The sequence below is a fragment of the Cohnella ginsengisoli genome (genome assembly GCF_029525555.1).
Classification (GTDB): domain Bacteria; phylum Bacillota; class Bacilli; order Paenibacillales; family Paenibacillaceae; genus Cohnella; species Cohnella ginsengisoli.
Genome location: NZ_JAPDHZ010000002.1, coordinates 2,131,772 through 2,147,284 on the forward strand (window position 1 = coordinate 2,131,772; position 15,513 = coordinate 2,147,284).

The 15,513-nt window shown below is 48.0% G+C and carries 11 protein-coding genes and 2 pseudogenes; 2 read left to right on the plus strand and 11 right to left on the minus strand.

The window, feature by feature from the left end; genetic code table 11:
• Window positions 1-133 precede the first annotated feature (133 nt).
• Window positions 134-3,388, plus strand: coding sequence for an ATP-binding protein (locus tag OMP38_RS09960; RefSeq protein ID WP_277564931.1), 3,255 nt, complete (start codon window positions 134-136; stop codon window positions 3,386-3,388).
• Window positions 3,389-3,566: 178 nt separating this feature from the next.
• On the plus strand, window positions 3,567-4,376 hold the full coding sequence (locus OMP38_RS09965; protein WP_277564932.1) for a hypothetical protein: 810 nt from the start codon (window positions 3,567-3,569) through the stop codon (window positions 4,374-4,376).
• A 474-nt stretch (window positions 4,377-4,850) separates the two neighbouring features.
• On the opposite strand, the gene OMP38_RS09970 is transcribed toward OMP38_RS09965, so the two are convergent.
• From OMP38_RS09970 to OMP38_RS10015, 11 genes and pseudogenes are all read right to left on the minus strand, one after another.
• Window positions 4,851-5,309 (minus strand): RidA family protein, encoded by a 459-nt coding sequence (locus tag OMP38_RS09970; protein ID WP_277564933.1) that lies wholly within the window; start codon window positions 5,307-5,309, stop codon window positions 4,851-4,853.
• Window positions 5,310-5,374: 65 nt separating this feature from the next.
• Window positions 5,375-6,180 (minus strand): annotated as a pseudogene (locus OMP38_RS09975) (class I SAM-dependent methyltransferase).
• Between the two features lie 121 nt (window positions 6,181-6,301).
• Window positions 6,302-6,991: an HAD family hydrolase gene (locus tag OMP38_RS09980; RefSeq protein WP_277564934.1), complete on the minus strand. Its 690-nt coding sequence runs from the start codon at window positions 6,989-6,991 to the stop codon at window positions 6,302-6,304.
• A gap of 42 nt (window positions 6,992-7,033) precedes the next feature.
• Window positions 7,034-7,507, minus strand: coding sequence for a UPF0158 family protein (locus OMP38_RS09985; protein ID WP_277564935.1), 474 nt, complete (start codon window positions 7,505-7,507; stop codon window positions 7,034-7,036).
• A gap of 470 nt (window positions 7,508-7,977) precedes the next feature.
• Window positions 7,978-9,266 (minus strand): annotated as a pseudogene (locus OMP38_RS09990) (IS110 family RNA-guided transposase).
• Between the two features lie 645 nt (window positions 9,267-9,911).
• Window positions 9,912-10,178 carry an NUDIX hydrolase gene (locus OMP38_RS35720; RefSeq protein WP_420869605.1) on the minus strand — a complete coding sequence of 89 codons (267 nt, stop codon included), beginning with the start codon at window positions 10,176-10,178 and terminating at the stop codon, window positions 9,912-9,914.
• Between the two features lie 384 nt (window positions 10,179-10,562).
• Window positions 10,563-11,258 carry a hypothetical protein gene (locus tag OMP38_RS10000; RefSeq protein ID WP_277564936.1) on the minus strand — a complete coding sequence of 232 codons (696 nt, stop codon included), beginning with the start codon at window positions 11,256-11,258 and terminating at the stop codon, window positions 10,563-10,565.
• 332 nt (window positions 11,259-11,590) lie between these two features.
• Complete coding sequence (locus OMP38_RS10005; RefSeq protein WP_277564937.1) at window positions 11,591-11,935, minus strand: hypothetical protein; 345 nt, start codon at window positions 11,933-11,935, stop codon at window positions 11,591-11,593.
• Window positions 11,889-12,089 (minus strand): DUF4362 domain-containing protein, encoded by a 201-nt coding sequence (locus OMP38_RS35725; protein WP_420869630.1) that lies wholly within the window; start codon window positions 12,087-12,089, stop codon window positions 11,889-11,891. The genes OMP38_RS10005 and OMP38_RS35725 overlap by 47 nt, the downstream gene beginning before the upstream one ends.
• Window positions 12,090-12,599: 510 nt before the next feature.
• Entirely contained in the window at window positions 12,600-13,589 is a 990-nt protein-coding gene (locus tag OMP38_RS10010; RefSeq protein WP_277564938.1) for an aminoglycoside phosphotransferase family protein, read from the minus strand.
• Window positions 13,590-14,497: 908 nt separating this feature from the next.
• Window positions 14,498-15,250 carry an EcsC family protein gene (locus OMP38_RS10015; protein WP_277564939.1) on the minus strand — a complete coding sequence of 251 codons (753 nt, stop codon included), beginning with the start codon at window positions 15,248-15,250 and terminating at the stop codon, window positions 14,498-14,500.
• Window positions 15,251-15,513: the final 263 nt, after the last annotated feature.

Sequence of the window (15,513 nt, forward strand, 5' to 3'; positions counted from 1 at the left end):
GGCCGCCCGGCGGGCGGACAAACCGTGACCGAAACAATGACCTCCGTCACTGGTCACGCGCCGAAAAAAGCGGCGATGATGGTGCTACGGTGCAAACGTATATTCACGAGCCGGAATGGAGAGTTCCATGTTGTTGTCGAAGACCAAACCGTATATCGTCATGCTGATCGTGCTGGCGATCGCGATTATTCCGCTCGTGCCGTTCGCGGTCCTGGGCCACCGCGTCACGCCCTCTTTCGCTAACGTTTTTTCGGTCAGCGCGCAGCAGAATCTTCGCGCATACGTTGGCGACTTGACGGACGACCGGCTTGAAGCGGCTCCGTGGCGCAGCGCGCGGGACGTATGGCAGGAATACCGCGGACGCAAGGCGACCGGCTACTTCTGGTATGCGCTCGAGCTCCCGGACAACCGGTGGCGAGACCCGAATCTGTTCGTTCAGGGTTTGCTGCACTACGAGGTTTACCTGGACGGCACCGTCATCCTGGAACGCGGCATGAGCGAGCCGTACGAGCGCCGCGTCCTGCCAGGCTCCAGCCTCGGGCGTGCGCCGCTGCCGCTCGACGCGTCCTCCGATCGCACCTTGTATATCCGCGTATACAAGGACAATGAGTATGCGGGCGCAGGCGGCGTCTATATTCGCAGCTATGCCGATCAGCTTGCCGCGTTGTTCGGGGAGTACGCGTATTTGATCGCGCTCGGCTTCGTCTCCGCGCTGATCGGCGCGGGAGCGATCGTTTTCTTCTTTTCCCGCCAAGACCGGAGCTACCTTTATTTCGCCCTGTTCGCCCTTTACATCTCGTCGCTGTGCGTCGGACGGACGTTTCCTTTCCTGCAGCTGTTCGCGGATACGTATCTGTATCCTTACTACGTGAACGCGATCGTGCCGCTTGGCGTCATGTTCTTTCTCCTGTTCTACGAATCCGTTTTCGGTCCGGGTTACCGGAAAATCGTTCGCCGGCTCTGGCAGGCCATGCCGCTGTTTTTTGCCGCCTCGATCGGCGCCGCCAGGCTATATCCGCCTGCCTATCCGGCGATAAACACGGCGTTCTTCGCGCTCATGCTGCCGATCATCGCGATCGTGCTGGCGCATTCCGTCGCCCACTACCGCCGGCAGCGAAGCCCGGAAGCGCTTTGGTACTTGGCCGGCTTCTCGGCGCTCGGTCCCGTGCTGGCCGTCTACTTCCTCTCGGCTGTCGGCATTTGGTGGCCGTGGTTGGACCGATTGATTTTTGAGCAAAGCCGGTTCATGCACGCCTTCTTCGTGCTGCTATTCTGCATGGGGATGGTGCTGCGGGAACGGGTGCGGGCGGTGTACGCCCAAGTCGAGCGGCATGCCGAAGAGCTTGAACGCAAGAGCGTCCGGCTGACGGAGCTCGACAAGCTGAAAGACGACTTTCTCGCGAACACGTCGCACGAGCTTCGCACGCCGCTGAACGGCATTATCGGCATTGCCGATACGCTCGCGCGCGGCGCTGCCGGCCCGGTCGGCGAGCCGCTCGCCGGCCAGCTGCAGATGATCGCCGTCAGCGGCAAGCGGCTCGCGCACATGGTCGACGACATTCTCGACATCTCCAAGCTCAAGCACGGCGATCTGCGGCTCAACCGCGAACCGGTTGCCTTGGCGCCGCTGACCGGCGTCGTCGCCGCGCTTGTGGCGCCGCTTGCCCGGGACAAGGGGCTGCGCGTCTCGGTTGACGTCGCGGACGATGCGCCCCTTGTATTCGCCGACGAGAATCGCGTTCAGCAGGTGCTGTTCAACCTGATCGGCAATGCGATCAAGTATACCGATGCCGGCGTCATTCGCGTGACGGCGAAGCCGGTCGGCAGGGAGCTGCACGTCTCGGTCGCCGATACGGGCATCGGCATCGATCCGCGGGAGCTGCCACGTCTGTTCGAGCCGTTCGAGCAGGGAGAATCCAGCTTGCGCGGCGCAGGACTCGGTCTGCCGCTCGCGCGGAAGCTCGTCGAGCTCCATGGCGGCTCGCTCTCTTGCGTCTCCGAGCCCGGCAAAGGCAGCGTGTTCACGTTCACGCTGCCGATCGCCGAGCGCGGCGAGGCGGAAGCAGCGGCGGCGTTAGCAGAGCCGGCGGCCGAAGCGGCGGCAGCGGCCGAGAAAGCGGCGGCCGAAGCGACGGTAGCAGCTGAGAAGGCGGCGGTCGAAGCCGAGGCAGCAGCAGCGTCGGCAACGGCGGTTGCTGAACCGGAATCGGCGCAAGGGGAGCACGGCGAACTTGCCTATGCATCACTTGCGCCCGCTTCGTCTTCAATACCGTCCCCTGACGCGCCGAGCGCCGATCTCGCAGCAGCCGTCGCGCTGATCGTCGACGACGATGCGATCAACCGCCAGGTCCTGATTAATTTGCTGTCGCTGCAGGGAATGCAATGCGTTCCGGCAGCCGACGGCCGGGAGGCGTTGGTGTGGATCGCCTCGAACGGCAAGCCCGATCTGGTCATCGCCGACGTCATGATGCCGATTATGAACGGCTACGATCTATGCCGGACGCTGCGCCTGTCTTATGACGCCGGCACGCTGCCGATCCTGCTGCTGACCGCCACGGGCAGTCCGGCCGACATCGCGGCCGGCTTCAATGCCGGCGCGAACGATTATCTGGTGAAGCCCGTCGTCTTCGACGACATGCTTGCCCGCGTGCGCGTCCACCTGCAGCTGTCGCGGCTGACCGGTTCGCTCGAGCGGCTCGTGCAGGAGCGTACGGCGGAGCTGGAGCATGCCAACCGGCAGCTGATCGACTCCGTGCACGAGACGGCGCAGGCGCTTGCGGAAGTGTCCGTGCTGGAGGAGCGCAACCGGATCGCGCATGACATGCACGATCAGGTCGGTCACACGCTGACGGCCGCCATGATCCAGATCGAAGCGGCCAAGCTGTTGTTCGACGGCGACCCGCAGCGGGCTGCCGGCAAGCTGGATGTCGCCCGCGAATCGGTGCGCGAAGGGCTCGACGAGATCCGGCGCACGGTGCGGATGCTGAAGACGGCCGACGAACAGGAAGCGCTGCTCCCTGCGCTGCACAGCTTGCTCCGCCGGACGGAAGCGTTGCCCGGCGTTTCCATCGAATACGCGATCGAGCCGCTGCCCGCGCTGGACGAAGCGCTTGGCGCGACGCTGTACCGGGCGCTTCAGGAGGGGCTGACGAACGGGATTCGGCATGGCGGGAGCCGGTCTTTCGCCTTCCAATTGGGCGTTGCCGATTCGCAGCTCCGCTTCCGCCTGGCAAACGACGGGCAACCGTACGAAGCCGGTCCGTTCGGCTTCGGCCTGAACGCGATGAAGGAGCGGGTCGAGCGCCACGGCGGCACGTTCTCCGTCTCCGCGAACGGCGGCGTCGGCTGCCTGCTCGCGATCGACATTCCGCTCCCATCGCCGGCTTAATCGGCTTCATCAATCAAACGGCGGCAGCTTTGGACTGAAAAATCAAGTCCAACGCTGCCGCCGTATTTTATTTTCGAACCTTTACCAACTTATGTAACTTTTTGGCATTTATCATCGTTAATCTTCATTGCATATAAACATTTAGGCGAGTAAACAACCATCCGTCGGAGGGAACCTGATGAAGCCATTGACGGCAAGCGTCGTCGCGATGCTGATCTGCATCATCCTTATCGCCAGCGGTTGCGTAGAACGGGGAGGCTCGGGCACGGGCAAGGAACGCATAAAAGCGAGCGATCTCATCCTTCCTTTGAACTTGGACGAAGCCTTGAAGTATCCGAAGGCGGATGTGGTTGCGTATTTCCAAGAAAGACGCGAGGGATTAGAGAAGCTGGGCAACTACATGCTCGAAAATGAAAGTGTATTCCGGACACGTCCCGTTATCCTTCATCAAGAGTACGCCGTCGACTCTATCCGAGACCCCGCTGTTCAGTCGTTCGCTCAACGGCTATTCCAAGAAGGCGTAATAAAAGAGATCTCTTCCTTAAACGACGCCCCGTCCAAAACGATTGATATTCTGATGGACGAGGAGCCCGGCTTATATCGGCAAGGCATCTCCTATCTCAGCTTGCCGGAATTGCTGGAGGGCGATCCTTCGGAATTAAGTTACGTAAAGGATTACACGGATTTGGGCGGCAGTTGGTACTATTACGTTTACCACTACGACGAAGTTAAAGAGGAAGACCATTATCGGGAGCTGGCCTGGAACCGACTGTCCGACGAAGAAAGAAAAACGCTGACAACGCCAAGAGAGAAAGCCATCGTAGCCGTAGAGGCTGGAGAAAACGTGCCCCATAAGATCCAAAACAGAGCGCTCGATGTTGTTGTTTCCGTACAATTTAATACCGAGTTGGATGGCTTACTGGGGCCTATTATCATGTATTTCGATCCGATGACGAAGGAATGGGTGGGGAACGCTCTGCGTTACTAGCTCCGTCCTTGTCGGCTTAGCAATAGATTTGAAGTGATCTCTTCCAGAAGACTCATAACGCACCATCCTTTATATTTAATCAAGAATGCCAAAGAAATGCGTTTTTAGATAAAGGGTCAATTCCCGGGCGGAGTTCAGTGCCGGATGGTCGGAGCGCATGCCCGAGTTGCGGAACGCCAAATTGCCCTCGACCCGATCTAGGTAATGCTTCCCTAGACGCAACACGACGCCTAGATCGTCTCCCCCCTCCCGGGGCAGAGCTGATAGCGGTCACGCATGGTGACGCTAGCCTCGGCCGAGCAGAGCATGCTGATTAGCGGCACCCCGCATAAACTCGGTTCTACGTTTTAATAACAAGCGATTTTTATCGTCAGTCAATAACACGCAAGCGCCAGCCATGATTATGGGATGCGTCCCTATAAGTCGTCTTAATTCCATGACATAACCCATGTAGAATGCTGCTTATAGTTCGATCTATTCTTCAACCTCAAATATTGAATCAATTATGATAGGAAGATTATCTCTAACGGAAACAGCTCCAAAAACTGAACGTGCATGGATACCCTTTTCCCCAAAAACATCTAGCATCAGATCAGAACAACCGTTTAACACTTTATGGTGTTCTTCAAAATTAGCGTCCGCATTTACGAAACCCTGGATTTTCACGACTCGTTTTACTTTCTCCAATGTACTTAGCGCCGACTTTACTACAGCCAAAATTTCGAGCCCGGTTTGTCTTGCAAATTGATATCCTTCTTCTGTAGTATACCGCTTGCCCAGCTTACCCTTAGGACTTCCTGAAGGGCCCTTCCCTGAAACGAACAGGAGCCCGTTTACATTTATGAAGTTTGCATACTTTGCCGCTGGCTCACTTGCGCTAGGTAGAATTATTCCTAATACCTCTAGCCTGCTGGTTACTGTTTGTTCGGGCATTCTTAATTCCTCCACTCTTCATATTTGGAAAAATTATACTATACCCAGCTTTTTTACTATATTGACTATGGTTTTCGTGCCTTGATTACAAAAGTCACTGGAAGCATCTTCGCTTTTTGTGCAAAATCGCTATTGTGTGATTGCATTATTTCATCATCGGAATCCTCGATCATCTGCTCGATGACAAATCCCGCTTTTGCTAATGCATTCACATAGGTGGATAGTTTACGGTCCGATAAGGTTAGTGTATTTTCACCGAGAGATACCGAGTACCAAGATTCATCGTAATAGCACTTTTTAAAAACAAGCTTATCCTTTTCTGCGGCAACGCATTTATGTATCGGATGAGACCAACTGAAAATAAATACGCCGTCTTTTTTTTAGATAAGAAGCAATCCGACGAAAAGTGCCTTCAAGGTCAGTAGTCCAGCCTATGGCATAAATCGAATAAACAAAGTCAAAATAATTCTCCGGAATGCCGCATTCTTCTTCCATGGGAGAACAGATTAAAGTCGCTGAAAGGCCGCGCCCCGTCAATTGCTGTCTTGTCTTTTCGATTTGATTTTCCGACAGATCGATCCCCCCATAATTCCGAAGCTTTGCGTTCCCCTAGGTATTGCAAGGAATGACCGCTTCCACAGCCGATTTCCAGTACCTTTCTTCCCGAGACATCGCCAAAAAGCTGACACGTTTCCTCTGAAACAAATGCTCCGTATAACGGAAGAGAGATTGCTCCTAAAATCTCATTCCCATTTGCATCCCAAAATAAGCCATTTGTTTCATGAACAATGCGCTTATCCATGTCGACCGAGATGACCCTCACCTCACTAGCGCCTATCATGTTTGTTCTATAAGCGATATTCTTGTCCATTTTATTTTCCCCTTCTATTACAAATTATTATAATAAGCAAAACTGCCCTTTGGCGTGGAGAAGGCAGCCGATCGTTATCATGGCGGCTGCCTTCGTGTCCTTATTTAACTAACGTCTCCCGTTAGTTCATCGATCTAACGGCTTGGATTAATGATAAGACTTGATTGATTGAATCAATTTGGTATTTAGGTTCTCTATTTCCATCCACCCAAGGATGAATTCCGCGTATCCATACTGGTGTCAATCCAGCGTTTGATGAACCAAGAATATCATTGGTCGGATGATCTCCGATATACCAGGTTTCAGAAGCATCAACATTAGATTCTTTAAGTCCAAGATTAAAAATCCCCGCATCTGGTTTTTTCATTTTAACCGTTTCCGAGATAATAATTGTTTCGAAGTAATCTCGAATACCTAAAGAATCTATTTTTTTATTCTGGGAAATAGTTCCCCCGTTTGTTACTATCCCGAGAATAATTCCTCTTGATTTGAGATCGTCGAGTAGTTCATACATTCCGAACGTTGGTTCACTACACAGTGGAAATGTTAAGGACCAATGTTCATTCATTTGAGAAGTTTCAGGAGGCAGAGTCGACCAAGGTAGTTCCTGTACTAATTGGGCAAAGACTTCATCCCTGGATCGATATCCATTCCCGTCCGCAGCTTTTAATAAACGATAGACATGTTCAGAAGTTACGTCCATTAAATAATAATTAAATCTCTCCATGAATGCATTGCTATACTTCATCAATGATTTGCTTCTATCGGTCAAGGTTTCATCGAGGTCGAATAGAATTGCTCTAGGGGACAATTAACAAAACCTCCTTTGATCTCCGCTTAGCTGCCAGTTAGCTCAACTTTGGATATCAATAGAGTGATCCATACACCATCCAATTACTAATTCCTTTATTTTTCTTTCTTTGTAGTCATACCATTGTTTTTCAAGACCATGTTCAATTATGTTATCTTTGAATCTTCGGAATGCTCCTCGTCCTTGAATAGCAGCAAATAGCTCTTCTCGAATTTCTTGAGGCTCCAATGCCTTGATAAAATCTTCTATAATCTCATATTCATTAAATTCATTTCTTAATGTAAAGTCTACGTATACACTATCCTCATCCTCAAGAATCTGAATTGCTTTTTCAATGTTTTCCTTTTTCAATTCTGGAAAATTGTCGATTGGCTTTTCATCTTCTGCGGCACTCATTTCGTCTCTTGTTAGCGTTATAACATCGCCTGTCGTTAAATTTATATATGTAAAAGTATCGTCAATCTGCATCTCGATTTCACCAACTAAATCATTCAGCTTAACTGGTTTCTTCACCACTATATTCCCTTCCCCTCATGATTACTTCATAATAAACATTTTGCCCAAAAAAATGCCCTAGGCTACCGCTTCTTTATTGCGCAATCGTTCTCCGTCCCTCGGTTTTAAGGATTTATCTCACATATGCTCACTCATTCGCAGGATTTCATCACCCTGATTCAGGTTAATCTCAGCAAGCAACGCAGTTGATGTCGGTTGAGCCGGGGGGCTGAGCATGCAGGAACAGAGGAACAAAAAAGGAAATATTCCCCTTTCGAACTCTACTGCACGCATACTCCACAATCCCCTGGAGGTTCACCCTCCCAGATCTCAACGGGTCAATGCCCTTACATTCCTTCGTTATACCTGTCCAAGGTGTGGAGACCGATAGCGTTTAGCGGATGGGTCTTAGCCCTTAAGGAGAACGAACTCGGTCCTCCGTGCTTTCTTTGTAAAATCCTGCGAATGAGTCAATATACGTGATGCTTTCTTTAGGCTGCTTCTGTCCAGGACAAAACGGTTTTCTGTGGCGTGAACGTTTCTCCACGTTGAACAATACCGACTAGAATCCGTGCCAGCTTTCCAATTAACTTAAAGATGGACTGCTGCTTTTTCATCTTCTTTTTCTGTACATTATGCTCGTGTAAATGACGGAAGACGGGATTATTCCAAACCAATTGAACCGTCGCAAGATAAAGATATTTTCGCAAGGCTGAGTCGCCTCGTTTCGAAAGAACAATTCGCCCTTTTCGCTTACCAGACATACTTTCAGCCAAGTTTAGTCCAGCCTTCCGAAGCACCTGACGTCCGTGTGCATACTGTCTTAAGTCTCCTGTGCCAGCTAAAATGGCCGCAGTGAAGATTTTTCCGAGCCCCTTTATCGTACGGAGCTGCTGAGCCATTGGAATTTCAGAGAGCAGAGTCTCGACGTCCTTTTCCATCTGTTTAAGCATGGCGGTAACTCGTTCGTATTCCTCAATAAGCCGTTTTAAATCTGCTTTCGCTTCTTCAACAGCGGTTCGATCTCCGACACTGCGTCTCGCATGAGCAATGAGCTGTGCAGCCTTCTCGATCCCCGTAGAACCCCCGGCACGCTGCATATGAACTCGCCAAGCATCTATGATATCCGGTACCGTATAGGTCTCCAGATCTTGCGGGCAAGGGGAAGGTTTTAAGGGTCGACAATGACCGCTTGCAGCCCCAGTCTTTGAATACAGACAGATATTCGGGGGAAGCGAATGTCCAGCCAGCGTACGATCCGATTCTGCAGCCGTACGCTGTTCGTCACCCAAAATTCCCGGTCACTCATCATCGTCCGTAATCGTTGAAAGGCATGAGATTGACGCGTGTACTCATAGTAGAAGCCCCGGCTGACTGCATCTGCGATGACCAACGCATCCTTGGGATCGTTTTTTGAGGGGCTGTTATCTCGGTTTTCCTTGTTACGCTTCGTCGTAGCAGGGTTAACCATCACCACGTGTAGATCCTTATCCGATAACCAGTTCGCAAGATTAAACCAGTAATGGCCGGTAGGCTCCATGCCGATGATGAACTGTTTTAATCGATGCTTCTGCTGTAACTCATTCATCCAGCGCCTCAACTTCTCAAACCCTTCCACAGTATTTGAGAATGAGAGATGCCGATAAGAGATAACGATTCCTCGAAAGTTTGTAGCCTGAGCTACATGAGTTTCTTTCGCCATGTCTATCCCTACAACGAGATGCGAGGTGCTAATTCGTTCAATCCGTTGATTTTGTGCGTCTGATTGCTTAAACTTCAATTTAAGAGCGCCTCCTTGATGTGTTGTCGACAAACCCATCATACCGAGGCGCTCCCTTTTTTTACAAAGCTCATTTCTTAAGCTCTACAGGAATGTTTAGCTCAAAGACGCCCCTCGCAAGAAGTACTTCAACATTGAATACTCCCTTTTTAGGGAAGTCATCCATTTTGCTTGATAATTATACATGCCGTGTTGTTGTAAAAGTAAATCCAAATGCATTTGGCGGACCGAGTATTGGCGATGACTTTATCGATAAACTAGTCAAAATGCTCTTGTCTAACAACTTGCAGCTCCACAAAGGCTTTTAAAAAATTGGTCTAATATGTACCCTCCGAAAATCAATGTCAGAACGATAAGTAGCAAAAAACCAGAGCAGACTACAATTATATTCTTCTTTACTTTAGATCCTTGCTTTAAGTCATCTTCGTTTTTTAAATCACTTGTAGAAATTGAATTCACCCACTTTGAGTATATCGTTGTTGTATTCACGACGGGCCCGAAGGGCGGCCGCGGTGCTGTCAGGTGGTGCGGATATGTCCACCTGATCCCCGCTTCCCTGCACATACCCTTCGGGCGGACCGAGGAGCCGCCAGCCTCCAAAGCGTGGAAATGATGTTATATGAAGTCACCAACTTTGCTGAATTACTACCAGTTCTTTATATATCCTGATTTCCTTAATATTATTTCAATTGACGGATTTAGATCTGTTATTGGTTCATCTATTGAAAAATACTTAAGCTCAAATCCTTCATCATCATTAATTTGTGGCGTTCCTTCAACATCTATTGCTTCATAAACTACGGTGACATTATATATTTCATCACCATGAGGATACTTATAGTACATATCCTTACCAGAAAGTAGTGTAATAAATTTAAATGATCTTGCTCTTAATCCTGCCTCTTCAAACAACTCCCTACTTGCCGCTTCTTCTAAAGATTCCCCCCAGCTCTAATGATCCTCCAATTGTTCCCCAATCAAAACTATCCGTTCGTCTCTGTAAAAGAAGTTGACCAACTTCATTAAAAATGAGAACACATGCTCCGACCATTATTAATGGTCGTGAGCCGACTATATTTCTTAAATCCATTATATATCCCATGATTTCTCCTTTTTTAAATCTAATTCAATCTGTGATTTATAGAGTGATATTCACGAAGTTTGTAAATACTCCATCACAAAAATTATTCGAGAAACGATTGAACCATCCTGCCCGTTAGCTGAACAATATAAATGTCTGAGTAATAATCCGAATCGGCTACAATTTATTTATTATCAAATCAAATCATGAACTGCTTATTTTTTGCGGGATAATACATCTATTGTTTTTTCAACTTCTTTCTCGCCTTCTTCATCTATACAACATTTTAAAACTATCGTTCCATCGTTATTCCAACGTAAAGGTACTACATCGGTATCTATATTCACCTCGCCGTCCATATCATAGGAATTATATAATTCTTTAAGTGGAATTTCAGTCGGATGGGAAAAATCGAAAAAGTATGTACTTGAAGGGCAAGCCCAATAGCATCCATCAACTGCCAGAATATTATTTTGAGCACAGTATAGTACACTCGTCCAAATGAATGTTTCTTTTTTTTCCTTAAAACTCTCGGCTGGGATGAAATGATAAGTACAATAATCAGACAAATCTAAAACACTATATCCATATAGCTCAGTCGAAAAAAACAGATAATTGTTACCGTTGGAATGTTTAACCATTGAAAAGAAATCAACATGAGAGTCTATATTCTTTAACTCCGTTACAATTCTCCCCATTTGGTCCAACACGTCAGTTTTTGAAGCTCTTACATTGTATTCTGATACTTGATGGCTATCATCAAAGTAATAATGTGTCTTTAGAATATGCTGCCCGTCTGGCAACAGTCTTTCATCGGTTTCCTTAGACATAAACTTATTATTAAAAATATATTCGAACTTTTTCTTATGTTCCTGATATTCATTTGTATAAGCAACATTAATTCCTGACATAACCTTCAACTCCAAATTTGGGATTTTCGTAAATATTCTACAATTAAATTATTCGCGAAGTGATTGAACTACCCTGCCCTTTAGCCTACTGAGAACGGCAGCCGATTTTTAGACCGCTACCGCTGTTTTCAATTGAGCTATCTTACTCCGCTTGTTCAAAGTGTTCAGTGGAGCAATGTCAATCAATGTCGAGAAATAACCATTTATTATCGGGAGCTGCTTTTCCTTTTGTAAAAATAAAAGTCGAATTCACTAAGCTGCTTTCATTGTCGTTTCTTCTTAATTCCTCCGCTTGTACTACTGCCTGGAACACATTCTTTTGTTCAGTGACCTCAATGTCGGTAGTGAGATGAATTCCGTCTACCTTGTACGCCGGAAATTTTTCTGGTTCGGAATCGTATGCTTGATATAGGGGACTTTTTTTTATGCAGCAAACTTTGGTATTTCACCAAATCCCCTTCTTCGATATAACGGACTCGTAAATGAATTAACTCGGCAATCTCTAACTTTTCTCCGTAGTATTTACTTTCGGCTCCAACAGCTATGCTCGAAAACCAGAACGTATTATCGGTATCGTCATCGCAGCCGATCAGCTTGTAATGCGGGCCAAACTCCTTGTTCTGCTCGGGCTCAATCCCCCCGGCACACCGTGCTCCGGCGGCCTGTCTCGCTGCCAAATCCATCCCTCGAATTGTCGTATGTATAAGTAATCGCCTCAGCGCCATCATAGACCAGCTCATATAAGATCGGGTCGCCTTCATCCGTATACTGCGTAATACGAACCTGACTAGGCATGCCATTGTCGACATTCGCCAGGAAAAGATTCCACATGTCGAGATTGTATACTTTCCCGAGAACGTTCACTACATCGCCATTCGAAACTGCTTGGTCTGGATCATAAGGATCGTACACAACGGGGAACGCTTTAGGCTTCTCTGTGGGGGGGGGACTGTATCGCTTGGTGCAGGCGCAGTAGTAAGATTGATCGAATTGTCATTAGGTCTGCCCGAATTCTCGCTGCAACCCGATAGCATCGCACATACAACCGCTAATGCTAACACCCATTTGATCATGAACGATCACCTCAAATTCGAATAGGTTCAGACCTGGCGCATAATTTCATCATTCATCCTCAATTTCCCATATAGTGGTTCGACGTTCACGCTTTATTAAAAGTTTCTGCTGGCTATAAAAAATGACTAATCCAGCTATTATTGAACTATCCTGGCCCGTTACCTCAATAAAAACGGCAGCCGTTTGTCTTGCCGGCTGCCGCAATGCTCGTTCGTATGGTTCCCCTTAGTTCAGGCTGATGTGATCATCAAGGGTATGTTCTTCATTTCATAGATTTTTTTGGAGAGTACGGGCATAATCCGTCTTCTCTTGATCAGCCACTGCGTGAAGGTAACCATCCACAAGCCTGTACCCGAATACGAGAAGGATAATCTCGTAGACACAATGATCCTCGATTTTGGATACATCCGTATACTCCAATAAGCCTTTATAATACGCGGGGATACATCGCCGGTAATATTCGGCCATCTGATCGATATCGGGTTCGTCCGCGATCAGGCTTGCGAGATCCTCGCCCAGATAACCCCATCCACTGGTATCCCAATCGATGAGCGCAAAGTTCCCGTCAGCATATATCAGGTTGGCTACCCAGAAATCCCGGTGACATAGCACGAGGGGCAATTTTTCAATACGGGCGAATATCCCGTCTGCTTGCTCATCGATGTCGATGAGCATTTGCCGCACATGCAGCGGCAATTCGCAGTCCTCCGATCGTATGTAGTCGTAGACAACCGGCCATGACCGGTAATGCAAATATTTATTTTTCATGAGATCTGCTTCGCTAAGGTTGTTCAGGCTCTGCAGCACCGCGGGTTGCTCCGCATACAGCCTGCCTTGAAAACGCCCTAACTCCAGCGCGGCCTTTTCGTACATGTCACCGGTTAATTTTAAACCGGATACGCCATCGATATATTCCAGCCACAGATGGTATTCATTAACTTCGGCATTGAACTCGGCATGATAACATGTCGGCCAGCGGAGGGCTTCCGAGAAAGTCGCTCCCAAGTCGGATGAATAGAGATCATATTCTCGACGCCAAGAGCCAGGGTCGCCGTAACGCTCCCATTTCTTCTGGATTTTCAGTACGATACGGTACGATAATATTTCGCCTATCTCGGTTTCTGCGGTCCCCGATACCAGATACACATTTCCCACGGTTCCGCCCTGTAACGGCATCGTCTGGCAGTCGACAGCGATTATATCCTTCTTGAAGTATTGGCGTAAGGCATAAATCAGCTCTTCATGTTTAATATTCATCTATTCCTCCATTGCAAACTTAGTAAAATCCGGCATATATAAGGTATTCGTTTAGTGATTAAGCTATCCTGCCGTTAGCGCAGCAATTCAACATTCAAATGATGGGAATGAGAATCTGGAAAGTTGAGCATGAAAGGCACTTTCCCATAGCTTCCATTGTTCCATTGGTAATTCTCCAACAATTTGTAATCCTGAGGGTTCAACCGAGGCGTGTAGGTAAGATCTTGACTCTCCTTCCTCGCCAAACCACATTGAACATGGATGGCTCTTTACGAGATATTGCGGCAATACCAAATAAACTTGCTTAAGTTGTTCCCACGTGTCTTCGCTAAACTCATTGAAATTTAAGCAATACACTCTATCAATGAATACGAAGCTTTGTTCGTTTGCTGCAAGTTCTATGTTGTCATAAAAGCAAATATCCATTGCCGTCCCCCGTTTCAATGTGCTCCCGCAACTTAATCAAAAACGCCTTGGCTATACCCTTTAAATTCAACCTGACGCCACGTTATCGTCTCCCAGTTAGCTAAATTTTCGAATCAACGGCGCGTACCCCTGTAGCTTTTCATTAGGTTAAAAACCAAGTAAACAACACTTGTACAGAGCAAGAAAATCCTATCAAGTTTGAAATTAAGCTCGGTATTACTTCCACTGAAAATGTATTCGTTGTAAAAGAAATGATTTTCGAGATTATAAGAACGTCCTGAAGCATCCAAGACGATTTTACTGCCGATAACATCGACTAACCAACACGCCAAGATATAAGAAAGCAAAAGAACCGCAATAACTAATATTTTTTTTATACTTCGTAAATATCTCTCCTCGAAATATTAGAATAGTCCTCCAATAATATGAAGATAATTAATTAAACTGCTGTCTAGAAAAATGAAATAGGGCTCATTACTTTCTTACTCCCACTGTTCATAACGAGCGTTGTCCGCCAATCTCCGTATCCGGTAGCCGTTTATTGCGAATCCGCCAAGTTCCTCCACGATGCTGTAGTTGGCCCAAGCTCCGGCGACCGCACCGATACCGGGCACCAACTGCAGCATTTTACGGAAGTCGATCGCGTCCCTGTATTCCTTCTGGAAGGTTTCCCAGTCCAGATCTTTGTAATATTCTGCATCCGACGACCATTGAAGCTTTTCGTTGTTCCAGTCCCGGAACCGGTTCAGCATCATGCTGCGTTTCCTATTCTGCGAGTAGGTCAACTGGAATAGCGATAGGATAAAGATTCGCTCGGAGAAAACGTTGGTCGAATAGCCGTACACATGCGCAAGCTCGAAAAGCAGCTTCATCTTGATCGCGATAAGCGCCGGAAAATCAACCGCGTTGAACAGAATTCCGCCTGCGCCTGTACCGGCGCCTTCGGCTGCGGCGATCTTTTGATAGAGGGAGATGACCTGTCTCGCCTGCTCGTCGGCCTGCTCCAACGTAAGCGAACGCTCAACCATTCTCTTAGGCATATATTCAGCTCCGAAAAGCGTCGTCCGGACAATCGCCTTTACGGTTTCCGTTATCGTGTTCTGCACTTTGGCTGGAATGATGGCATTGATCTTGTCTCCGACCTTCTTCGATGCTTTCTCAAGCAGGCCTGGTGTCTTGTAGAAACTGTTCTCCCAATTTTCCAACTCCTGCCGGACCTTTTCCTCATAGTCCATCCGGATCCGCTCCTTCCAACGGTCAATTTATGCCTTTGTTTATTTACGCATCTGCCCTGCCTATGATTCATAACGCAGTTCACATCCAAGTTCGTCCCAAATGTGCCAACGATTTCTTTAGTTTCTCCCTTAAATCTTTAATTCGAACCCTATTTGTAAGGGGTTTCATATTATAGAGTAGTAGGGATTCAAAATGATACCGTTTAAGAAAAGGAGGCTAGCGGTTACGACGGATTGACGCTCTCATGAGGAGAAAAGGAGAT